The 21465-nt window shown below is 69.1% G+C and carries 18 protein-coding genes and 1 pseudogene; 5 read left to right on the forward strand and 14 right to left on the reverse strand.

Annotation, left to right across the window (positions count from 1 at the left end):
* Both VFF46_RS17520 and VFF46_RS17525 read left to right on the forward strand, forming a co-directional pair.
* A pseudogene (locus VFF46_RS17520) lies at window positions 1-337 on the forward strand (RNase J family beta-CASP ribonuclease); the annotation flags it as partial.
* Between the two features lie 23 nt (window positions 338-360).
* The gene (locus tag VFF46_RS17525; RefSeq protein WP_325038202.1) at window positions 361-1392 is read left to right on the forward strand and encodes a LacI family DNA-binding transcriptional regulator; all 1032 of its coding nucleotides are present in this window, start codon (window positions 361-363) and stop codon (window positions 1390-1392) included.
* On the opposite strand, the gene VFF46_RS17530 is transcribed toward VFF46_RS17525, so the two are convergent.
* The 3 genes from VFF46_RS17530 to VFF46_RS17540 form a co-directional block, all read right to left on the reverse strand.
* Window positions 1346-2197 carry a hypothetical protein gene (locus tag VFF46_RS17530; RefSeq protein WP_325038203.1) on the reverse strand — a complete coding sequence of 284 codons (852 nt, stop codon included), beginning with the start codon at window positions 2195-2197 and terminating at the stop codon, window positions 1346-1348. The two genes, VFF46_RS17525 and VFF46_RS17530, sit on opposite strands and share 47 nt — an antisense overlap.
* Window positions 2198-2207: 10 nt before the next feature.
* Window positions 2208-3254 carry an acyl-CoA desaturase gene (locus VFF46_RS17535; protein ID WP_325038204.1) on the reverse strand — a complete coding sequence of 349 codons (1047 nt, stop codon included), beginning with the start codon at window positions 3252-3254 and terminating at the stop codon, window positions 2208-2210.
* A 75-nt stretch (window positions 3255-3329) separates the two neighbouring features.
* The gene (locus VFF46_RS17540) at window positions 3330-4409 is read right to left on the reverse strand and encodes an acyl-CoA desaturase (protein WP_325038205.1); all 1080 of its coding nucleotides are present in this window, start codon (window positions 4407-4409) and stop codon (window positions 3330-3332) included.
* Window positions 4410-4783: 374 nt separating this feature from the next.
* Between VFF46_RS17540 and VFF46_RS17545 the strand changes: the two genes are divergently transcribed.
* Window positions 4784-5575 (forward strand): GntR family transcriptional regulator, encoded by a 792-nt coding sequence (locus tag VFF46_RS17545; protein WP_325038206.1) that lies wholly within the window; start codon window positions 4784-4786, stop codon window positions 5573-5575.
* 124 nt (window positions 5576-5699) lie between these two features.
* Here VFF46_RS17545 and VFF46_RS17550 read toward each other — a convergent pair whose 3' ends face one another.
* The 11 genes from VFF46_RS17550 to VFF46_RS17600 form a co-directional block, all read right to left on the reverse strand.
* A complete protein-coding gene (locus tag VFF46_RS17550; RefSeq protein ID WP_325038207.1) occupies window positions 5700-7112 on the reverse strand; it encodes an amidase in 1413 nt (470 codons plus the stop codon).
* A complete protein-coding gene (locus VFF46_RS17555; protein WP_325038208.1) occupies window positions 7109-7291 on the reverse strand; it encodes a hypothetical protein in 183 nt (60 codons plus the stop codon). Before VFF46_RS17555 ends, VFF46_RS17550 begins: the two co-directional genes overlap by 4 nt.
* A gap of 25 nt (window positions 7292-7316) precedes the next feature.
* Window positions 7317-8720, reverse strand: coding sequence for an amidase (locus VFF46_RS17560; RefSeq protein WP_325038209.1), 1404 nt, complete (start codon window positions 8718-8720; stop codon window positions 7317-7319).
* Window positions 8720-8941, reverse strand: a complete 222-nt coding sequence (locus VFF46_RS17565; RefSeq protein WP_325038210.1) for a hypothetical protein — start codon at window positions 8939-8941, stop codon at window positions 8720-8722. Before VFF46_RS17565 ends, VFF46_RS17560 begins: the two co-directional genes overlap by 1 nt.
* A 33-nt stretch (window positions 8942-8974) precedes the next feature.
* On the reverse strand, window positions 8975-9976 hold the full coding sequence (locus tag VFF46_RS17570) for an ABC transporter ATP-binding protein (RefSeq protein ID WP_325038211.1): 1002 nt from the start codon (window positions 9974-9976) through the stop codon (window positions 8975-8977).
* Between the two features lie 38 nt (window positions 9977-10014).
* Window positions 10015-10977: an ABC transporter permease gene (locus VFF46_RS17575; RefSeq protein ID WP_325038212.1), complete on the reverse strand. Its 963-nt coding sequence runs from the start codon at window positions 10975-10977 to the stop codon at window positions 10015-10017.
* Window positions 10974-11918, reverse strand: coding sequence for an ABC transporter permease (locus VFF46_RS17580; protein ID WP_325038213.1), 945 nt, complete (start codon window positions 11916-11918; stop codon window positions 10974-10976). Before VFF46_RS17580 ends, VFF46_RS17575 begins: the two co-directional genes overlap by 4 nt.
* A 3-nt stretch (window positions 11919-11921) precedes the next feature.
* Window positions 11922-13502, reverse strand: a complete 1581-nt coding sequence (locus VFF46_RS17585; RefSeq protein ID WP_325038214.1) for an ABC transporter substrate-binding protein — start codon at window positions 13500-13502, stop codon at window positions 11922-11924.
* Between the two features lie 40 nt (window positions 13503-13542).
* Entirely contained in the window at window positions 13543-14583 is a 1041-nt protein-coding gene (locus tag VFF46_RS17590; protein ID WP_325038215.1) for an ABC transporter ATP-binding protein, read from the reverse strand.
* A gap of 145 nt (window positions 14584-14728) precedes the next feature.
* Window positions 14729-16063: an MFS transporter gene (locus tag VFF46_RS17595; protein WP_325038216.1), complete on the reverse strand. Its 1335-nt coding sequence runs from the start codon at window positions 16061-16063 to the stop codon at window positions 14729-14731.
* Window positions 16060-17628, reverse strand: coding sequence for an amidase family protein (locus tag VFF46_RS17600; RefSeq protein ID WP_325038217.1), 1569 nt, complete (start codon window positions 17626-17628; stop codon window positions 16060-16062). Before VFF46_RS17600 ends, VFF46_RS17595 begins: the two co-directional genes overlap by 4 nt.
* A 246-nt stretch (window positions 17629-17874) precedes the next feature.
* On the opposite strand from VFF46_RS17600, the gene VFF46_RS17605 reads away from it, so the two are divergent.
* Both VFF46_RS17605 and VFF46_RS17610 read left to right on the forward strand, forming a co-directional pair.
* Window positions 17875-19395: an alkaline phosphatase D family protein gene (locus VFF46_RS17605; RefSeq protein ID WP_325038218.1), complete on the forward strand. Its 1521-nt coding sequence runs from the start codon at window positions 17875-17877 to the stop codon at window positions 19393-19395.
* A 96-nt stretch (window positions 19396-19491) separates the two neighbouring features.
* A partial coding sequence (locus VFF46_RS17610; protein ID WP_325038219.1) for a prolyl oligopeptidase family serine peptidase occupies window positions 19492-21465 on the forward strand: 1974 nt, incomplete at its 3' end.

Below are 21465 nucleotides of genomic sequence, written 5' to 3' on the forward strand. Positions count from 1 at the left end.
CGTGGACGGGTCGACCGTCGGCGACATCACCGAGACCTCGCTGAAGGACCGCCGGATCCTCGGCGACGAGGGCTTCATCTCGGTGATCGCGGTGATGGACTCCGTCACCGGCAAGCTGACCGCCGGGCCGGAGATCCAGGCCCGCGGGTTCGCCGAGGACGACACCGTGTTCGACGACCTGAAGCCGCGGATCGAGGCCGAGATCGAGAAGGCGATCGGTGGCGGCGTCGACGACATGTACCAGTTGCAGCAGGTGATCCGCCGGGTGGTCGGCAAGTGGGTCAGCGACACCCACCGGCGCCGTCCGATGATCATCCCGGTCGTTGTGGAAAGCTGAGAGCGAGCAGAAAGGGGCCGGCGGTGAGTGTCACTGGTACGAACGGCGTTGGTCAGCGCCGGCCCACGATGAAGGAGGTCGCCGCCCGGGCGGGGGTCGCGCTGAAGACCGTGTCCCGGGTGGTGAACGAGGAGCCGAACGTCAGCCCGGAGCTGACCGCCAAGGTGCAGGCGGCGATCAAGGAGCTGAACTACACCCCGAACGAGTCGGCCCGGATGCTGCGCCGCGGCCGGACCGGCACGATCGCGGTGGTGATCCGGGACATCGGCGACCCGTTCTTCGCCTCGCTCGGCCGCGCGGTCGAGCTGTGGGCACGGACGTCGGGCTCGGTGGTGATGATCGGGCTGACCGACGAGGACCCGGAGCGGGAGCGGGACGTCTGCCTGGAGTTCGTCGCCCGGCGCCCCGATGCGCTGATCATGGCGCCGATCGGGGAGACCCAGGAGTACCTCGCACCGCACGTGGACGCCGGCATGGCGGTGGTCACGATCGACCGTCCGGCGCACGGGATCGAGGCGGACGCCGTACTCGCGGACAACGCGGGCGGTATCGACCAGGCGATCGATCACCTGGTCCGCCAGGGGCACCGGCGGATCGCGTACCTCGGTGACGACGAGCGGATCTTCACGGCCCGCGAGCGCGTGGTCGCGTACCGGGCGGCGATGGCGCGGCACCGGATCGACGTCGACGAGGACCTGGTGCACCTGTCCGAGCCGACCACCGAGGGCATCGGCATCACGCTCTCGGCCGTCCTGGACCGGGCCGAGCCGGCGACCGCGTTGCTCTCGGCGAACAACATGACGACCACCGAGGTACTGCGGGGACTCGCGGGCCGGCGGGACCGGGTCGCGCTGGTGTCGTTCGACGACCTGCAGCTGGGCGACCTGCTCAGCCCCGGGCTGACCGCGGTCGCGCAGTCGGCCGACGTGATGGCCCGGACCGCGATCCAGCTGATGACCGAGCGCCTGCCCGAGCCGCACCGCCCGGGCCGGACGGTCCGGGTTCCGGTCAAGCTGACGATTCGCGGCTCGGGAGAGATCCCTCCGGCGCGCTGACCACCTGCCCCGGTTCGCCGAACCGGGCCAGCAGCAGGGCCGCGGCGACGGCGAGTACGAATCCGCAACCGGCCACTGCAGCGAAGCCGTGCCGCGCGTGGTCGCCCAGGAGCAGGAGCCCGACGAGCGCGGGAAAGACGGTCTCGCCGACGACCAGCATCGCGGTTGCCGTCGTGACGCCGCCGCGCTGCAACGCGGCGGCGTAGCAGAGCATCGCGAGCGCACCACCGGCGACGGCGGTGTAGGCGGCGGGTTCGGTGATCAGGTGCGTCGGCGCCAGGCTCGGGATGATCCGTGCCGAGACGGCGACGACCCCGAAGCCTAGACCGGCGATGAGGCCGAGCACCGGGCCGTGCAGCCGAGCGGGGACCAGCCGGATCGACACCCGCGCAAGCGCCAGCACCACGACGGCGATGCCCAGCGCCAGCCGGAAGCCGTTCCCGACAGTCGGGCTGCCCTCACTGCCGGCCGATATGCCCAGCAGGCCGAGCCCGACGCAGACGCCGCCGACCGCGAGCCACTCCCGCCGGCCGAGCCGGACGCCCAGGACTCGCGCCGCCACGGCCGTGACGGCCAGGCTGGCGGCCAGCGCCGACTGGACCACGAACAGCGGAAGCACCTGCAGGGCGGCGACCTGTACGGCGAACCCGACCGCGTCGAGGCTCATACCGAGCACGAAGCGCGGCTTGAGGACCACGTTGGCCGCGCTCGCCTCCGGTGAACTGTCGGCCGCCGAGGCCTGCAGGATCGACGCCAGACCGTACGCAACCGCCGCAGCCAGCGCCGCCGCCAAACCCCACCACATGACGGCTACGCTACCTCCGGTACTGCGTCACCAACGGGCATTGGAACGGGTCGCGTGCCCCGAGCCCGACGTCGTTCAGGTGCTGGACGACGATCCCGTACGACGTGAACAGGCCGACCTCGGTGTACTTCACGCCGTGCAGCTCGCAGTACTCCCGGACGATCGGCTGGACCCGGCGGAGCGTCGGGCGCGGCATGCTCGGGAACAGATGGTGCTCGATCTGGTAGTTCAGGCCGCCCATCGCGAAGTCGGTGAACACGCCGCCGCGGATGTTGCGCGACATCAGCACCTGCCGGCGGAGGAAGTCCAGCTTCGTCCCGGCCGGCACGATCGGCATGCCCTTGTGGTTCGGCGCGAACGCGGCACCGAGGCAGACCCCGAACACCGCGAGCTGCAGCCCGAGGAACGCGGTCGCCTTCCCGGCCGGGAGCAGCAGATAGAGCGCCGCGACGTACGCCGTGATCCGGGCCGCGATCACGGCGGCGTCGATCCGGTCTGCACGGCTCGCGCCGGGGCGCAGCAGGTGCTTGAGGCTGGACGCGTGCAGGCCGACGCCCTCGAGCGTCAGCAGTGGGAAGAACAGCCACCCCTGCCGCGCGGCGAACCAGCGGCCGACCGGTCCGCGGTCACCGACGGCGTCCGGGGTGAACGCGAGCACCTTGAGCTGTACGTCGGGATCGCGGTCGGTCTGGTTCGGGGCGGCGTGGTGCTTGTTGTGCTTGTTGCGCCACCACGTCACGCTCATGCCGAGCACGCAGCCCGCCAGGATCCGCGCGGTCCAGTCGTTGCGGGCGTTCGACCGGAAGATCTGCCGGTGCGCGCTGTCGTGGCTGAGGAACGCGACCTGGACCAGGACCAGCGCCAGCGCACCGGCGAGCCAGAGCTGATACCAGGAGTTCCCGAGCAGGATCATGCCGGCGACCACCCCGAGCAGGGCGCCGCCGACGATGCCGATGCGGGTCAGGTAGTAGCCCTGCCGGCGGCGGAACATACCGAGTTCGCGCACGGTCTGGAGCAGGTCCGTGTAGACACTGACGTACTGCTGCTGGGCGCTCACGCCGGCCAGCATGAGGTCGTGGCATGGCGCGCGGCGTGCGGCCAGATGGCCCGGTGAGGTCGGCTTGGCAAAGTACTACCCCCGGAGCTGAGTGGCGAGCGGGCAGTGGAAGGGATCGCGCGCCCGCAGACCGACGTTGTTCAGGTAGTCGACCACGATCCGGTACGACGTGAACAGGCCGACCTCGGCGTACTTCACGCCGTGCAGCTCGCAGTACTCCCGGACGATCGGCTGGACCCGGCGCAGCGTCGGTCGCGGCATACTCGGGAAGAGGTGGTGCTCGATCTGGTAGTTGAGGCCGCCCATCGCGAAGTCGGTGAAAACCCCGCCGCGGATGTTGCGCGACATCAGCACCTGCCGGCGGAGGAAGTCCAGCTTCATCGTCTTCGGGACCAGCGGCATGCCCTTGTGGTTCGGCGCGAACGAACCGCCGAGACAGACACCGAACACCGCGAGCTGCAACCCGAGGAACGCTCCGGCCTTGCCGATCGGCAGGACCAGGAACAGCGCGGTCAGATACCCGGCGACCCGGGTGGTCACGATCGCGGCCTCGATCCGCTCCATCCTGGTCGCCGAGCGGCGGAACAGATGCTGCATGCTCGCGACGTACAGGCTCAGTCCCTCGAGCGTCAGCAGCGGGAAGAACAGCCAGCCCTGGCGACGGGTCAGCCACGCCCGGAAGCCGGTCCGGCTGGCGGCGTGCTCCGGGTGGAACGCAATGACGCCGATGTCGATGTCCGGGTCGCGCTGCAACTGGTTCGGTCCGGAATGGTGCTTGTTGTGTTTCGATCGCCACCAGCTCGCGCTGATCCCGATCACTCCGCCGGCGAGCAGCCGCGCGGTCCAGTCGTTCCACCGGGCGGAGTCGAAGATCTGCCGGTGGGCGCTGTCGTGGCTCAGGAACGCGACCTGGGTGAGGACCAGTGCCAGTGCGCCCGCCATCAGCAACTGGAACCACGAGTTGCCGATCAGGCCGACGCCGACCCAGACCGCCACGAAGGCCGCGAGCACCAGGCCGATCCGGGTCAGGTAGTACTTGCGGCGCCGCCGGAGCAAGCCGAGCTCCCGGACGGTCCGCAGCAGGTCGGTGTAGAGGTGCGTGTACTTGTGCTGTGCCCTGAGCGGGTCATGGTCCTCGACAAGCTGGTGTGGCATCACAAAACCCCTGGTTCTGGTAGTGCATCGGTCGATGCGCTACCAGGTGCGGGGCAGCGTCACGAGAAGGTCACGAGCAGGTCGTTGGGCTCCAACGGAACCACGTCGGACAGCCGCACACAAGCGCGTGTCCGACGCCCTGGGTAATTTGGCGGCCAGTTCGTTCGGCTTTCATCTGACCGTCATCGGTGCGGGTGGCTTCAGATCGGGTGTGACCCAGGCCACCAGGCAATCGCTAGGTGCCTCCGGCGGGTCGCAGTACGGTGACCGGAATCTCACGCTCGGACAGCGGTGTTCAGGAGGAGTCGCCTGTGGCACACCCAACCGATCAGGGAAAACGAAATCCCCGGCGAGGTCCCGGGCGATCCCGCACCGTGCAGTGGGTCTGTGACCTGCTCCGCAACGAACTGCTGAGTGGCGACTGGGCCGAGGAACCCCTGCCTGCCGAGGACGCGCTGATCCGCAAGTACGGCGTCAGCCGCGGCATCATCCGCGACGCGCTCGCGATCCTGGCCGAGCAGGGCCTGGTCGAGCGGGTCCGTGGGGCCGGCACGTTCGCCCTGGCGCCGAGCGCGCTCCAGCACGAGATCGACGTGTCTCGCGATCTCGCGCAGGAGATGAACACGAACGGCACCCGGGTGGCGATCCGGACCACGTACGCGGCGCTGCACCCGGCGCCTTCGTTCATCGCGGAGCGGCTGGAGATCACGGCCGGCGCGGAGGTGGTGATTCTCGAATCGGTCACCTCGCTGGACGGTTTCCCGCTCAGCATCCGCTCGGCCTTTATGCCGGGCGACCCGTTCGCCGGCCTGCTCGACGGGCCGGCGTCGACGTTGAACCGCTCGCCGTACGAGTTGATCGCGGACGTGCTGCGCGAACCGGTCGGCGACACCGAGCTGCAGGTCGGTTGCTCGGGCGCGGATCCGATCAGCGCCGGCTTCCTGCAGGTGGAGGCCGGGTTCGCGCTGCTGGACTCGAGCCGGATCATCCGCGCGCTGGACGGACGGCCGCTGGAGTACAGCGTGTCGCACGCCCGCTCCGATCGCATCGTCTACGCGACCGTGATGCGATCCTTCGGCGACCGCACCGGAGAGCCGCCACGCCGACTCCGAACCGCGCCGCCGCCGCTCGGCTCCGACGGCGACGGCTCGGCCCACGCCTGTTAGCCACGCTCATCCCGGCAGGTGATCGCGGGTGCTGACAGGTGTTGACCAGGTGCTGACAGGGTGAGTGTGTGTCGGGGACGGTGGCCCGGCCGCCCCGGCACACTGTTCGGGCCCTAGCCGTTGGTCAGACGCCGACGGTTGTGCGGCCTGCGGTCGAGGGCTCGGCCAGGTGCCAGTCGGTGACCTGCTGGTAGGCGTCGCCGGCTCGCAGTACGGTCGCCTCGTCGAACGGCCGGCCCATGATCTGCAGGCCGAGCGGCAGGTCCGTCGCCCCGAATCCCATCGGCACGGACAAGGCCGGGTTGCCCACGGCGTTCCAGTACGACGTGTGCATCGCCCGGAATCGCTCCATCCCGGCCTCGGCCAGACCATCGATCGCGAACGCCGCGACACTCGCAGTCGGTGTCACCACCAGATCGACGGTCTCGAACAACGCAGCCACCTCGCGCTGTCCGACTCGGCGTACTCGCTGCGCCTGGACGTAGTCGGCGCCCGAGTACGCCGGTGCCGCGCCGATGCCCTGCCGGGTCGCGGCGAAGTAGTCCTCCCACCGGCTCCGCAGGTCAGGTGCGTGGTACGCGAACGCCTCGCTGCGTGACGTGATCCCGGTGGCCGCGGTCAGCTCGCGATAGTACGGGAGTTCCACTGGTACGACGGAGGCCCCGCGCTCGGCCAGCACCGCAAGGGCGGCCTCGAGCAGTTCGCCGAGCATCGGATCCTGATCGCCGCGGCGGTGCTCGGCCAGCGGGTCGACGCCGATCCGCAAGCCGCTGAGGTCACCGGTCAGTGCGGCCTCGTAGTCCGGCACCGGCTCGTCCACCGCGCACGGGTCGCTTGCGTCGTACCCGGCGAGGACCGTGAGCATGATGGCGCAGTCCCGGGCCGACCGGGCCATCGGGCCGATGTTGTCCAGGCTGTACCCGAGTGGGACACACCCCGACTTCGGCACCCGGCCGAAGGTCGCCTTGATCCCGGAGATGCCACAGAAGGCGGCCGGGCCACGGATGCTGCCGCCGGTGTCCGTACCGAGGCCGCCGAGGAACGCCCCGGCCGCCACCCCGTTGCCGGTACCCGAGCTGGAGCCGCCGGTCCAGTGGTCCGGGTTCCAGGGGTTGCGGGGGATCGGGAACGGCTTGGCCGGATCCGGCAGGCCGGTCGCGAACTCCATCGTGGTGGTCTTCCCGGTGATCACGCCACCGGCGGACCGCAGCCGGCTGACCACCGGGGCGTCCTGCTGATCGCCCCAGGCCGAGTCGTGCACCAGGCTCTGTGCCGTGGTCGGTCCCTCGACGGTCGTGATGATGTCCTTGATTCCCAAGGGAATCCCGAGCAGGGCGCCTGCCGGGTCACCGGCCGCATACGCCTTGTCCGCGGCAGCGGCCGCGGCCCGGGCCGCATCGTCGAACCTGGCCAGGTAGATGCCGAGCTGTTCGTCGTACCGGTCGGCGACTGCGATCGCCTCGTCCAGCAGTTGGGTCGCGGTGACCTGCCCGGAACGGAGGGCGACGATCGCGGCCGAGATCGTCCGGGCCGTCATGGGCGCGCGGAGAAGATCAGGGCCGGCTCTTCGTAGCGGGCGGCGGCGACGGACGCGACCAGGGCGGAGTTCTCCCTGGCGATCGAGTAGGCCGTTGCCATCGGCCCCAGATCTGCCGCGATCGGTTCGACGCCGGCCATCGCCAGCACCAGGGTGAGTTGTTCGGATTCGTTGCTCATCGTGCCTTCTCTCGTCGCTCGGAAGTCAGGCGGCCGACAGGTCTTCGACCGGCGGGACGGCCAGGTGCCAGTCGCTGACGCGCTGCAGGGCGTCGGCGACCTTCAGCACGGTGGCCTCCGCGAACGGCTTGCCGACGATCTGCATCGACAGCGGCAATCCGCTGGTGGAGAAGCCGACCGGTACGGCCACGGCCGGCAGGCCGGTGAGGTTCCAGTGGCCGGTGTAGCTGACCGAGCTCAGCCGCTTGCTCGGCGACAACCCCGCCGCCGGCTCCGCCGGGACCGCCGCGGTCGGCGTGACGATCACGTCGTGGCTCTCGAACAGGGTGGCCACGTCCCGTGAGAACTGCCGGCGGAACCGCTCCGCCTGGGCGACGTCGCCGGCGGTGTAGAAGGCGCCGCGGGCCAGTGTCGGGCGGGTGTGGATGCCGTAGTCGGACCAGCGGTTCACCAGGTTGTTGCGGTGGTAGGCGTAGGCCTCGGCGACCAGGATGATGTGGTTGGCCTCCTTCGCCTCGGCCGCGTGGGCGAGTTCCACCTCGGTGGACACCGCGCCTTGGCCGACCAGCTGCTTCACCGCCGCGATGACCGCGTCGTGCATCTGCGGGTCGAGCTGTTCGTGGTCGAAGAAGTACGGTATCGGCAAGGCGATCCGCAGGCCGTCCACCGAGCCGTCCAGGAGCTCCGTGTACGCCGGAACCGGCTGCGCGGCGCTGTTGGGATCGGTCGGGTCGTAGCCCGCCATCACCTCGAGCAGGGCGGCGCAGTCCCAGGCACTGCGAGCCATCGGGCCGATGCTGTCCAGGCTGAAGCCGAGCGGTACGACGCCGCTCTTCGGCACTCGGCCGAACGTCACCTTCAACCCGGTATGGCCGTTCACCGCGGCGGGGCTCCGTACCGAACCGCCGGTGTCGGTGCCCAGCCCGCCGAGCGCCAGCCCGGCCGCCACGGCGACTCCGGTGCCGGAGCTCGAACCGGCCGGGGTGTGCTCGACGTTCCAGGGGTTGTGCGGAACCAGGAATCCCTTGTCCGGGTCGGGCAGCCCGATCGCGAACTCGCTGGTGGTCGACTTGCCGACGAACACGGCCCCGGCGTCGCGCAGCCGGGCGACCACGGGGGCGTCGGTGCCGGCACCCCAGCCAGACGCGAGCACGCGGCTGTTCGCCGTGGTGGCGGCACCCTTCATCGCGATGATGTCCTTGATGGCCAGCGGGATCCCTTGCAGCGGTCCGCGGTCGTCACCCGCGGCCAGTGCCGCGTCCGCCGCTCCGGCCTGTTCGAGTGCTGCCTCGCGGGTGATGTCGACGTACGCGCCGAGTGCCGGGTTGAGCGCGATCGCGCGGTCGAGGATCTGCTGGGTCAAGGCGGTCGAGGTGAGGCTGCCGTCTCGGAGAGCGGCGGCGGCGTCCTTGATGGTGCTGACGGTCATCAGGCGTCCTTTCCAGCCGGTGCGGTAGCCGCGCCGGGGTAGAAGTCCAGCGGGTGGAACCTGATCGCGGGCTCGTCGGGTGCGAGCTCGGGCAGGTACAGCGCGTCGGCCGCCTGCCGGATCAGGGGGTAGTCCTTGACGAAGGTGGCCAGTTCGTCGTCGGAGACGGTGAGCTGGGCGGCGGCGAGGATCGAGGTGACGATCGCGCCGGAGTCGGGCATGGACAACGGAACCTCCTGGTGACTGGGAACGGATCAGGCCGGTACGACGGCATCGGCGTACAGGTGGCACGCGACGGAGCGGATCTCGGTGAGCTGGACCGGTACGGGCGCGACCTCGGAGCAGATGTCCATCGCGTGTGGGCAACGGGTCCGGAAGCGGCAGCCGCTGGGGGGATCGATCGGACTCGGGATCTCGGTGTTGCCGGATTCGGCGCTGTCGACGGGTTCGTCGCGCGTGCTCCGGGCCGGGTCCAGCGTGGGCACCGAGGACAGCAGCAGCCGGGTGTACGGATGCTTCGGGTCGTCGTACAACTCCTTGGCATTGCCGCGCTCCACGACCTGGCCGAGATACATCACCGCGACCTCGTCGCTGATGTAGCGCACCACGTTCAGGTCGTGGCTGATGAACACGTAGGTCAGCCCGTACTGTTCCTGCAGGTCGGTGAGCAGATTCAGCACCTGCGCCTGGATCGACTTGTCGAGCGCCGAGACCGCCTCGTCCAGCACCACCAGCCTGGGCTGCAGTGCCAGCGCCCGGGCGATGTTCACTCGTTGCCTCTGGCCACCACTGAGCTGGTGCGGATAGTGCGACGCGTACGCCGCGGGCAGGCCGACGTCCTGCATCACCTGGGCGACCCGCTCCTCGACGGCCGCCTTCGATTCGCCCTGCACCTGCAGTGGAAAACCGATCGACTCGCTGATCGTGGCCCGCGGGTTGAGCGCCGACGACGGATCCTGGAAGACCATCTGCATCTGCTTGAGCTCATCGGGCGAGCGCCGGCGATGGGTGAGCACCTGTTTGCCGTCGAAGATCATCTCGCCGTCGTCGGTCAGGTGCAGCCCGACGATCACGCGGGCGAGCGTCGACTTGCCACAACCGGACTCGCCGACGATCCCGAGCGTGCTGCCCTGCCGGACGGTCAGCGAGACCGTGTCGACCGCGGACAGCTGCGCCCGCCGGCCGCCGGACCGGACCTGGAACTGCTTCGAGACGCCGATCAGTTCCAGCAACTCCTTGCCGGTGTCTGTTTCCATCGTCGGCCGCCTTCCGGACGGTGAGGTCGAGTCGGGGTTCACAGCCGGCTGTCCATGGCTTCGCGCAACGCGTCGCTGGCCAGGTTGAAGGCCACCGAGGTGAGGAAGATGAAGAAGCCGGGCACGATCGCGACCAGCGGGGCGACGCTGACCATGCCGCGCAGGCTGTTCAGGATGTAGCCCCACTCCGGCGCGGGCGGTGCCGAGCCGAGGCCGAGGAAGCTCAGACTGGCGGCGATGATCATCGCCACGCCGACCAGGCCGGAGGCATACACGATCACGTCGTTGAGCACGTTCGGCAGCACCTGGGTGCGGGCCACTCGCAGTCGGCTCGCACCGCTGAGTCGGGCCGCCTCGACGAACTCCTGGATCACCACCCGCCGGGTCGCCGATTCCGCCACCCGCGCCACCGGCGGGACGAACACGATCGTCACCGCGATGATCGTGTTCGTCAGGCCCGGGCCGAGCGAGGCACCGACGGCGATCGCCAGCAGGATCGCGGGGAACGCGTACAGCATGTCCATCGCCCGCATCAGGATCGTCCCGACCGCGCCGCGCAGGATGCCCGACGTGACCCCGATGGCCGTCCCGATCAGGGCTGCTCCGATCGTCGGGACGAAACCCGCCAGCAGCGACAGCCGGCCGCCGTACAGGACGCGGGCCAGCATGTCGCGTCCCTGCTCGTCGGTGCCGAGCGGATGGCCCGCCGTGAACAGGTTGTGCAGCCGCTCGGTCGGTTTGCCGAGCAGCGGGTCGGCAGGGGTGAGCAGCGGAGCGAAGATCGCCCCGAGCACCAGCAGGGCAACGATGATCGCGGCAACCACACCAACCTTGTTGGCGACGAACCGGCGCAGGGTCGCCCGCCAGAACGACAGGGACCGTTCGCTGGTCCGGGCGGCGATCCACTCGTCTCGGCGGCGGCGTGCCTCGGCCCGGTCGGCGGCCGTCGTACTTGCACCGAAATCCTTGTCCAGCAAGGTCGGTACGACGCTCTCGCTCATCCGACCGCTCCTCTCACCCGTGGGTCGATCCAGGCCTGCAGCAGGTCGACGACCAGGTTCACCACGACGAATGTGACCGCGATGACCAAGGTGGCGCCCTGCACCACCAGCAGGTCCCGGGCCGAGATCGCGGTGAACACCAGCAGCCCCATCCCGGGCCAGCGGAAGATCGTCTCGACCAGCACCGAGCCGCCCAGCAGCGCGCCGATCTGAACGCCGGACGTGGTCAGCACCGGCGAGATCGCGTTCCGCAGGATGTGCCGGCGGACCTCGAACTCGCTCAATCCCTTGGCCCGCAGGGTTTCCACGAAGTCCGAACCGGCCACGTCGACGATCGCGGCGCGGGTGACCCGGGCGGTGATCGCCATCGTGATCAGCGACCCGGACAACACCGGCAGCACCAGACTTCGGATCGCTATCCACAGTCCCTGGTCCAGCGTGGCGCCACCTGAGGGCAGCAGCCTGAGCCCGCCGGCGAAGACGGCGAGCAGGATGATCGCCAGGAAGAACGACGGAACGCTCAGCCCCGTCAGGCTCAGTACCGCGGTGAGCCGGTCGATCAGGCTGCCGCGCCGGGTGCCGGCCACGTAGCCCAGCCAGAGCCCGATCGTGATGCCGAAGACCGCCGAGACGATCGCCAGCACGGCGGTGTTGCTCCAGGCCTGGATCAGCAGGTCCGACACGTCGCGGCGGCGCTGGACGGAGTACCCGAGGTTGCCTTGCAGGGCGCTGCCGAGCCAGCGGACGTACCGCAACGGCAGAGGGTCGTTCAAGCCGAGCTCGTTGCGGATCGCCTGGCGTTCCGCGGCCGACATGTCGTCGCTGACCAGTCCCGCCTCGGCCGAGCCGGGCAGCACGTTCATCAGCAGGAAGACGATGACGGAGACTCCGAACAGGATCGGGACGGCCATCCCGATCCGGAGGATCGCTACACGCAGCATGGGTCAGTCCTTCCCGACGGTGATCTGTGTGAAGTCCACCCACCACGACTGCGGCTGGATGTAGCCGTGCACCTTCGAGCTCAGGACCCGGAGGTTGAGGTCGTGCATCCAGAACAGGAAGTAGGCCTTCTGCACCGCGACGTCCATCATTTGCTGCAGGTACCTGTACTGCGAGGCGACGTCGGGCTGTTGACTGGCGGCCGTCAGCGCCGCGTCGATCTTCGGGTCGCAGAGCCCGGCGGCGTTCTTCAGGCCACCCGGGCGGTTGCAGAAGAAGGTCGCGCTGAAACCGGTCGGCATCATTCCGGACGCGGGGGAGGCCCAGAGGATGTCGATATTGCTCCACTGCTTGGCCTGCAGGCCGTCGAGACCGATCGAGATGATCGTGTTCCACTCCATCGGCTTCAGCACGGTGGCGACACCGATCGCCGCGAAGTCGGCCTGGAGTTTCTGCATCATCGTGTCCGGATACATGTTCCCCGAGCCGCCGGTCGGATAGGCCATCGTGAGGGTCAGCTGACCCGGCTGATAACCGGCTTCGGCGAGCAGGCGCTTGGCCTTCGCCACGTCGTAGGAATAGCCCGGCGACTTCTTGGTGTACGACGGGTTTCCGTCGTACACGTACTGCGTCGCGGGATAGCCGACGTTGTTCAGCAGGGCCGCTGTGCCTTCCCGGTCGAGCGCGTAGTTGAGCGCCTGCCGGAGCGCGAGATTGTCCTTGAACGGCGGCCGGAACAGGTTGAACCGCGGCATGATCCCGTGCGGGTACTTGCCCAGCTCGATCTGGTAGCCCTCCTTCTTCAACTGCTGGACCGAGTCGGGCGACGGCACTTCGGCCCAGTCGACCTCACCGGACTGCAGCATCGACAGGCGCGACGCCGGTTCGGGCTGCGGGTAGAGCACGATCCGGCCGAGCTTGACCGGCGTACGCCAGTAGTTGTCGTTGCGGGTCAGCTCCATCTCCTGGCCGTCGACGTACTTCGTCATCCGGAACGGGCCGGTGCCGGAGGCGTGCTGGTTGTAGTTGTTGTTGCCGTAGGTCTTCACGGCCGTCGGGCTGGGGTAGAAGATTCCGGCCAGGTCCCAGAGCAGCCACGCATACGGCTTCGTGGTCTTGATCTCGACGGTGCGATCGTCGACCTTGCGCCAGGACTTGAAGTAGCGGAACGACGCCGCGGCGCTCGCGGCGGACTTCGCGTCGTAGTACGGCGAAGCCTTGGTGCGGAGCCGGTCATACTGGAAGATCACCGCGTCGGCGTTGAACGGCGTGCCGTCATGGAAGGTGACGCCCTGGCGCAGCCGGAAGGTCCAGGTGGTCAGATCCTTCGACGTCGTCCACGACTGGGCCAGCGCCGGTTGCGGAGTCGGCAGGGTGGCCGACTGCTCGAGATTCAGCCGGGTCAGCCCGTCGTAGATGTTGTTGCCGACGAAGCGGTAGCCCTCGTAGCCCTCGTTCGGTGGAGTGGACGGGAACGGGATGTTGCCGGCTGACATCGCGATCCGCAGCTCACCCCCGGACGGCGGGGGGCCGCTTGCCTGCGTCGACGCACAGCCGGTGAGCACCACCAGCAGCGCGGCGAGCACCAGGCAGAGGACACGTGGATGAGATGGGCGGCACCTCATGTCAGGAAGCCAGTGCGCTCTCGGCGGGGGCGAGCAGACAACTGCTCGTCTGCCCGTGGGTCACCTGCCGCGCAGCCGGCCGGGTCTCCCAGCAGGCGCCGACCGCGTAGCCGCAGCGCGGGGCGAAGGAACACCCTGGCGGTAGCTGGTCGAGGCTCGGCGGTGCACCCTGGATCGCATTCGGGCGGCGCTCCTGGCCGGCGCGGACGTTCGCCTCGATCAGACCTTCGGTGTACGGGTGCGAGGGCGTGGTCAGCACCTGGGCGGCCGAGCCGTACTCCACGAAGCGCCCGGCGTACATGACCGCGACCTCGTCGGCGAGCTCGGCCGCGACGCCGAGGTCGTGGGTGACGATCACCAGACCCATGTCGATCTCGCGCTGGATCTGGCGGAAGAGCCGCATCATCCGGGCCTGCACGGTGACGTCGAGGGCGGTCGTCGGCTCGTCGGCGAGCAGGACCGTCGGCCGGCCGGCGATCGCCATCGCGATCACGACTCGTTGCCTCATGCCACCGCTCAGCTCGGACGGGTAGGCCTTCAGCCGGGCCGCCGCTGAGGGGATCTGAACCAGCTCGAGGAGGTCCAGCGCCCGCCGCCGGGCCTGCGACCGGTCGAGTCCCTCGTGGTGCGTGCGGATCGCCTCGACCAGTTGCTTCTCGATCGTGTAGACCGGGTCGAGCGCGGTCAGCGGGTCCTGGAAGACCATGGACACGTCGCTGCCCCGGGCCTTGCGCCGCTCGCGGGGTGACATCGCCTGCAGGTCCCGGCCGCCGACCGAGATCTCCCCGGTGACGAGTGTGCTCGGCGGGTTGATCCCGATGATGGAGCGAAGCATCGCGCTCTTGCCGCTGCCGGACTCGCCGATCACCGCCAGGACCCCGCCGCGCGGCACCGTGAAGGAAATGCCGTCGACCGCCCGGACGGCGCCACGCCGGCTGCGGAACTCGGTGACCAGGTCGCCTACCCGCAGGGCCGGCGCGGTCGCCGGGGAATCGGATTCGGGGGCCGTCTGAACGGGTCGTGCCGTCGTCGTCGTAGACATCGTCATGGTTCCTTTCGTCGCGGCCCGCAGAAGAATGCCGGACCGCGCTGCCACATCCGTTCCCGGGTGAATTCATGAAGAAAGGAAACAAGGAGAATCCCTGTCTCATAAGGAGTTTCAGAAGCGAAAATAGGACCCTGATGTTTCACGGGTCAGCTACTTCGGTGTCCCGCTGGTAAACAATCTGGCTGATCCTTGCCGGGGAATTACAGGCGGATTCGGAATGGCCCGGCATTACCACCCGCGGTACCGGCCCGGCCGGCCCGGTGCGGCGCCGTACCGCCACCAGGACGGCGGCGCCGGCCGCGGTGGCCAGCAGCGCCAGCGCCCCCGCCGACGCGATCGCCCGCATCGGTCCGAGACGTTCGGCGACGAGTCCCAGCAGCGGTCCCCCGAGCGCGCCACCGCCGAGGAAGAAGGTCAGGTAGACGGCCATCACCCGGCCCCGGATGGCCGGCTTCGCGGTCAGTTGGACCGAGGTGTTCGCAAGCACCGCGAACGACATGAACATTCCGCCGCACAGCACGAGGGCGGCACCGAAGGCGACCAGTAGCGGCATCACCGAGGCCACCAGCAAGCACACGCCGAGAGCCGCCCCGGCGCCGAGAACCCAACGATGGCGTGGCATTCCGCTGGTCGAGGCCGCGAGCAACGCACCCGTGAGCCCACCGACGGCCAGGCACGAGGTGACCAGTCCGAACCCGAGTGCGCCGACTCCGAACACCTTGGTCGCTACCAGCGGAAGCACGACCTGCAGGCTGTTGGCTCCGGCGATCCCGATCACCCCGGCCAGCACGATCAGCGTCGCGAGAGCGGGATCCGCGGCCACCTGCCGAAGTCCCGCGACGAGTTGCCCGCCGCGACCCGCAGAGCGGGGCACCGGGTACAGCTTGCTCCGGTCGAGCCGCAGCAGGGCCACCAGGATGCCGACCGAGCTGGCCGCGTGCAGGAAGAAGATCAACGGTGTCCCGGCGATGCCGATCAGCAGCCCCGCCAGCGCCGGACCGACCAGGCGGGCGACATTGAACGAGGCCGAGTTGAGCCCGATCGCGTTCACGACCTGGTCGGGGCCGACGAGTTCCGACACCATGGACTGCCGGGCAGGGACGTCGAACGCGTTGACCACGCCCATCGCCCCGGCCAGCACCCAGACCTGTGCCAGGGTCAGAATGCCCAGCCCGTCCAGGATGCCCATGGCGATACTGCCCAGCCCGACCAGTCCCTGCGTCACCACCAGCAGCCGGAGCTTGTCGGTCCGATCCACCAACGCGCCCGTCCCGAGGCCGAGCAGCACGGTCGGGAAGAACTGCAGGAAGGTCGCGAGACCGAGGGCCAGGCCGTCGCCGTGACTGAGCACCACGACGGCCCACGCCTGGGCGGTGCGTTGCATCCAGACGCCGATGTTGCTGACCGTTCCACCCCAGAAGAACAGGCGGTAGTTCGGTACGCCGAGAGAGCGGAACGTCGCCCATCTCGTCATGCCGTGACGGCAGCGTCGACCGTCAGCCATTCGTCGAACGGCACGGCCTCGGCGAACGCCTGCGCGGCACGCAGCAGCAGCGCGTCGTCGAACATCCGGCCGACGAGCTGGATGCCGACGGGTAATCCGTCCCGCTTCTCGCCGGGCACGGACAACGCCGGGTGCCCGGTGAAGTTGAACGGCCTGGTATTCAGCACCGCGCTCTGCGAGACCGGACTCTGCAGCGCGAAGTCGAGAGCAGTGGCCGGATCGTCCACGGGTTCGAACCGGGGAGCCTGCGTCACGGTCGTCGGCATGACCAGGACGTCGACCTCGGACAGTGCCCGGTCGTACGCCGCGATGTAGCCGGGCCGGACGTTCTGTGCCTTCGCGTACAGGCGCCCCGCCCAGTACCTGCGGCTGAACTCGCCGGCCATCAGGCTGAGCAATGCCCTCGGGTCGAGCAGTTCCTGGTTGTGCTGCCAGGCCCGGGTGATGGCCGCGATGGTGTCCTCGGGGTAGTACGTCCGGGCGAACGCGCCGTAGAAACCCGACCCGCGAACAGCCAGCGTGGCCTCGGCGGACAACGCCTGCTGGGCGCCACCGATGCTGAGATGCTCGGGCACCGAGACCTCGCTGATCACCGCGCCCAGCTTGTCGAAGACGTCGATCGCCTGCTGGACCGAGTCGGCAACCGCTTCGGTTGCGCCGAGGAACCCCTCCCGCAGCACGCCGATCCGCAACCCCTCGACGCCCGCGCCCAGCCCGCTCGTGGCGTCGTAGGCATCGGGGACCTCGCGGGTCTGCCTCGGGTCGAGTCCGTCGTACCCGGCGACGGCCTCGAGCGCCAGGGCCGCGTCGCGGACCGACATCGTCATCGGGCCGGTGTAGTCGATGCTCTGGTCGGAGCCGAAGCCGATGCCGAAGTGCGAGACCAGACCGAAGGTGGGCTTGTGCCCGACGGTCCCCGACCAGGACGCCGGGATCCGGATCGAGCCGCCCTGATCACCGCCGAAGGAGATGTCGACCTGGCGGTCGACCAGAGCGGCCGCCGAACCCGAGGACGAACCGCCGGTGAGGTAATCGGGATTGTGCGGGTTCGCCGGCCGGCCGTAGTCGCCGACGCCGCCACCGAAGCCGAACCCGCCGGCCAGGCCGTTCATCACGTTCTTGCCGGTCACCGTTGCGCCGGCCTCCAGTGACCGCTGGACCACGGTCGCGTCGAAGTCCGGCACGTGGCCCGACAACGCGTGGGCGCCGAAGCTCATCGGCATCCCGGCGACGGCGATGTGGTCCTTGAAGCTCACGGTACGGCCGGTCAGGATGCCGGAGCCGCTGCCCTCGATGCCACACTTCCAGGTCCAGGCGTTGTGCGGGTCCTCGTCGGGCCCTGGGCGGTATCCGGGTTCCCGCGCGCCGGGGAAGCGCGGTGGTGTCACCTCGGTGCGGGCCTGGACGAACTCGTCGAACTCGGCCAGCATCCGGGCCAGGTGGACCCGGTAGACGGCAGCCTCGTCGGCGGTCAGGCCGACACCGACTCGCTCGGCGGCTTCCTGGATGTCGGACAGATCGGGAACTCGGTGCATGGACGTCCTCCTCGTCGCGGGTGAATCGAAGGTCGCCCGCACGGGTTACACGGCTCGCGCAATCGCGTTCGTACCGTGTTAAGCGGTTTCGGAGGGCTATGAAACCTGCCCTGACGTGGGCGAACGTCGTCATCCGGCGGCAGCAACGCGACTACTCCGCCGGGTCAGCGCCGGACAGTGGCTGATTTGTAGCCCAGTTCTCCCGACTGTCACCTGACTGTCATCAGGGGGGAGCACCTTCGGGTCATGAAACTGAGTCGCCGCCAGCTCCTCGCCGCCACCACCGCCGCCGGTGCGTCCCTCGCCGTACCGGGTGTGGCGTCTGCTGCTCCGAACCTCGTCCGCCGGGATCGCGCCGCATTGCCGTCCGGGATCGCGAGTGCCGACGTGACGCCGAGCTCGGCGGTCGTCTGGTCGCGGACCGACCGGCCGGGCCGGATGGTCGTGCAGCTGACCAGCCACGGGCGGTTCGACCGGGCGATCAGCCTCCGCGGCCCGAAGACGGACGCGAACGACGACTTCACCGCGCGGCTGCCGTTGCGCGGCCTGCGCCCGGGGCAACGGTACGACTACCGGATCGGGTTCGAGGACTCGTACGGGCGGATCGGCGAGACGCTCGACGGCTCGTTCAGCACCCCGGGCCGCAACCGCCCGGTGTCGTTCGTGTTCACCGGTGACACCGCCGGCCAGGGGTACGGCATCAACCCCGAGCTCGGCGGGATGATCGCGTACAAGGCGATGCATGACACCCGGCCGGACTTCTTCCTGCACTCCGGCGACAACATCTACGCCGACGGTCCGATCGCGGCCGAGCTGAAGGTTGCCGACGGCACCGTTTGGAAGAACGTGGTGACCGAGGAGGTCTCGAAGGTCGCCGAGACGCTGACGGAGTTCCGCGGCCGGTACAAGTACAACCTGCTCGACCAGAACGTGCGTGGCCTGTACGCCGACGTACCGCTGGTCGCGCAGTGGGACGACCACGAGACGCTGAACAACTGGTACCCGGGCGAGATCCTCGACGACGCGCGGTACGTCGAACGCCGCGTCGACGTACTGGCGGCGCGCGCCAAGAAGGCGTTCCTGGAGTACCTGCCGATGGAGCACGCCGCGGGCCGGGACCGGATCTACCGGAAGGTGAGCTACGGGCCGCTGCTGGACGTGTTCTGCCTGGACATGCGCACGTACCGCGGCGCGAACCCGGTGCCGTCGACGGCCGGACCGGTCGCGATGCTCGGCGCCGAGCAGGCCGCCTGGCTGGTCCGCGAGGTGGCGGCGTCCCGGGCGACCTGGAAGGTGATCGCGAGTGACATGCCTCTTGGTCTGCTGGTGCCGGACGGCGACCTGATCGAGGCGGTCGCGAACGGACTGCCCGGTGCGCCGGGCGGCCGCGAGCAGGAGATTGCCTGGGTGCTGAGCCAGTTCAAGAAGCGCAAGGTGCGGAACGCGATCTGGCTGACCGCCGACGTGCACTACGCGGCCGCGCACCACTACGACCCGGCGCGGGCGGCGTTCACCGACTTCGACCCGTTCTGGGAGATCGTGGCCGGCCCTATCAACGCCGGCGGCTTCGGGCCGAACCAGCTCGACCCGACGTTCGGCCCGGAGGCCGTCTTCGTCAAGGCCGCCGACTTCCCGAGCCAGTCGCCGGCCAGCGGCAACCAGTTCTTCGGGCACACCCGGATCGACCCGCGCACCGGGGTGTTCTCGGTGTCGCTGCGGAACCTGTTCGGCACGGTGCTGTGGAGTAAGGACATCAATCCGGCCTGACACCGGGCCCGTCGTACTCACCGGCTCCGGCGCCTGTGCGGGATGCCGCCCACCGGAGCCGGTGAGTGCGACGTAAGTTGTCGTAGGTTTGTCGGCATGACCTACCCGGAGAGCCGCCGCGACGACGTGGTCGAGACGTTGCACGGGCATCAGATCGCCGATCCTTACCGCTGGCTGGAAGACCCTGACGCGCCTGAGACGCAGGACTGGGTCACCCGGCAGAACTCCTACACCGAGGCCGAGCTCTCGGGCTATCCCGAGCGCGCGTGGTTCCAGCGCACGATGGCCGCGATCCTCGCGCGCCCACGGGCCGGCGTACCGGCGAAGAAGTCCGGCTGGTACTTCGTCGGCCGGAACGACGGCACACAGGCGCAGGACGTGATCTACGTCGCCGAGTCGCTCGACGAGCTGCTGGCCGGCGGCCGGGTGCTGATCGACCCGAACACGTTGTCCGCGGACGGCACGGACTCGTTGGGGACGTTCACGGTCAGCCCTGACGGCAAGTACTTCGCGTACGGCATCAACGAGAGCGGCAGCGACTGGACGACGTTCCGGCTGCTCGACATCGCCACCGGCGCGCAGGTGGACGACCTGGTCTCGGAGGCCAAGTTCAGCGAGGCCACCTGGCTCCCGGACAGTTCGGCGTACCTGTACCTGCACTACCCGACCAGTGGGCGGAGCGAGGGTACGGAGACCACCTCGTTGTCCGGTGGGCGGCTGATGCTGCACCGTGTCGGTACGGCGCAGTCGGACGACGAGCTGGTGCTGAGCTTCCCGGGCAACGACCGGTACTTCCTGATGCCCGAGGTGTCCGACGACGACCGGTACCTCGTCGTCCACATCACCGAGGGTACGGACCCCAGCACGCGGCTGTGGGTGTACCCGATCACCGGCGACGGGCTGGGCGAGCCGGTGAAGGTCGTGGACGAGTTCGCCGACGAGATCGCCTTCGTGCGGATGTCGGGCGACCAGCTGGTGCTGCGGACCGACCGTGACGCGCCCCGCGGTCGCGTGGTGCTGTCCGACCTGGCCGGCACGTTCACCGACCTCATCCCGGAGAGCGACTCCACGCTGCAGGCAGTGCGCGCCACCGCGGACGGCCTCGCCACGTTGACGCTGGTCGACGCCCAGTCGGTGCTGACGCTCTACGCGGTGGACGGCTCCGGCGCGCGCGTCGTCGACGTACCTGGTGGGGGAGTGGTCGGCTTCAACGCCGGACCGAAGTACGACGAGCTCTTCATCGGCCTGTCCACGACGACCGACCCGACGTTGTCGTACGTCGTGTCCACCGGTTCAGGCGACGTACGCGCGCTGCCTGAGCTGGTGCGTGGGACTGACGGCTTCACGCCTCCTCAGGTCACCGTGACCCGTCGCAACGGGCCCGTGCCGTACTTCTTGATCACCCGCTCCGACCTGGGGTTCGAGAAGCCGCGCCCGACCCTCATGTGGGGGTACGGCGGGTTCCGCATCCCGATCCAGGCCGACTACCGCCCGGGCTGGCCGGCGTGGCTGGCTGCCGGCGGAGTGCTGGTCATCGCGAACCTGCGCGGTGGCGGCGAGTACGGGAGCGAGTGGCACGACGCCGGACGGCTCAAGAACAAGCAGAACGTCTTCGACGACTTCATCGCGGTCGCAGAGGACCTGCGGGACACCGGTGTGACCACACCAGCGCAGTTGGCGATACACGGTCGCAGCAACGGCGGTCTGCTGGTCGGAGCGGTCATGACCCAGCGGCCGGACCTGTTCGCGGTCGCACTGCCCGGTGTGGGCGTGCTGGACATGCTGCGGTTCCACTTGTTCACGGTGGGAGCGGCGTGGGCTTCCGACTACGGTCTGCCCACCGACCCGGAGCAGTTCGAGGACCTGCTGGCCTACTCGCCGCTACATCGCGTCAGCGACGGTACGGCGTACCCGGCGACTCTGGTGGTCACAGGTGATCACGACGACCGCGTCGTACCGCTGCACAGCCACAAGTTCATCGCTGCGTTGCAGCACGCTCAGTCCGGTCCGCAGCCCGTCTTGACTCGGGTGGAGGTCAACACGGGCCATGGCTTCGGTAAGCCTGCTGCG

This window comes from Kribbella sp. (assembly GCF_035655035.1).
GTDB lineage: Bacteria > Actinomycetota > Actinomycetes > Propionibacteriales > Kribbellaceae > Kribbella.

Excerpts from the sequence above, each read along its gene's own strand:
- VFF46_RS17530 (WP_325038203.1), bottom strand. The coding sequence starts at position 2,197 with ATGTGGTGGGGTTTGGCGGCGGCGCTGGCTGCGGCGGTTGCGTACGGT.
- VFF46_RS17540 (WP_325038205.1), bottom strand. The coding sequence starts at position 4,409 with ATGCCACACCAGCTTGTCGAGGACCATGACCCGCTCAGGGCACAGCAC.
- VFF46_RS17550 (WP_325038207.1), bottom strand. The coding sequence starts at position 7,112 with ATGACGGCCCGGACGATCTCGGCCGCGATCGTCGCCCTCCGTTCCGGG.
- VFF46_RS17555 (WP_325038208.1), bottom strand. The coding sequence starts at position 7,291 with ATGAGCAACGAATCCGAACAACTCACCCTGGTGCTGGCGATGGCCGGC.
- VFF46_RS17560 (WP_325038209.1), bottom strand. The coding sequence starts at position 8,720 with ATGACCGTCAGCACCATCAAGGACGCCGCCGCCGCTCTCCGAGACGGC.
- VFF46_RS17565 (WP_325038210.1), bottom strand. The coding sequence starts at position 8,941 with ATGCCCGACTCCGGCGCGATCGTCACCTCGATCCTCGCCGCCGCCCAG.
- VFF46_RS17570 (WP_325038211.1), bottom strand. The coding sequence starts at position 9,976 with ATGGAAACAGACACCGGCAAGGAGTTGCTGGAACTGATCGGCGTCTCG.
- VFF46_RS17575 (WP_325038212.1), bottom strand. The coding sequence starts at position 10,977 with ATGAGCGAGAGCGTCGTACCGACCTTGCTGGACAAGGATTTCGGTGCA.
- VFF46_RS17580 (WP_325038213.1), bottom strand. The coding sequence starts at position 11,918 with ATGCTGCGTGTAGCGATCCTCCGGATCGGGATGGCCGTCCCGATCCTG.
- VFF46_RS17590 (WP_325038215.1), bottom strand. The coding sequence starts at position 14,583 with ATGTCTACGACGACGACGGCACGACCCGTTCAGACGGCCCCCGAATCC.
- VFF46_RS17595 (WP_325038216.1), bottom strand. The coding sequence starts at position 16,063 with ATGACGAGATGGGCGACGTTCCGCTCTCTCGGCGTACCGAACTACCGC.
- VFF46_RS17600 (WP_325038217.1), bottom strand. The coding sequence starts at position 17,628 with ATGCACCGAGTTCCCGATCTGTCCGACATCCAGGAAGCCGCCGAGCGA.
- VFF46_RS17605 (WP_325038218.1), top strand. The coding sequence starts at position 17,875 with ATGAAACTGAGTCGCCGCCAGCTCCTCGCCGCCACCACCGCCGCCGGT.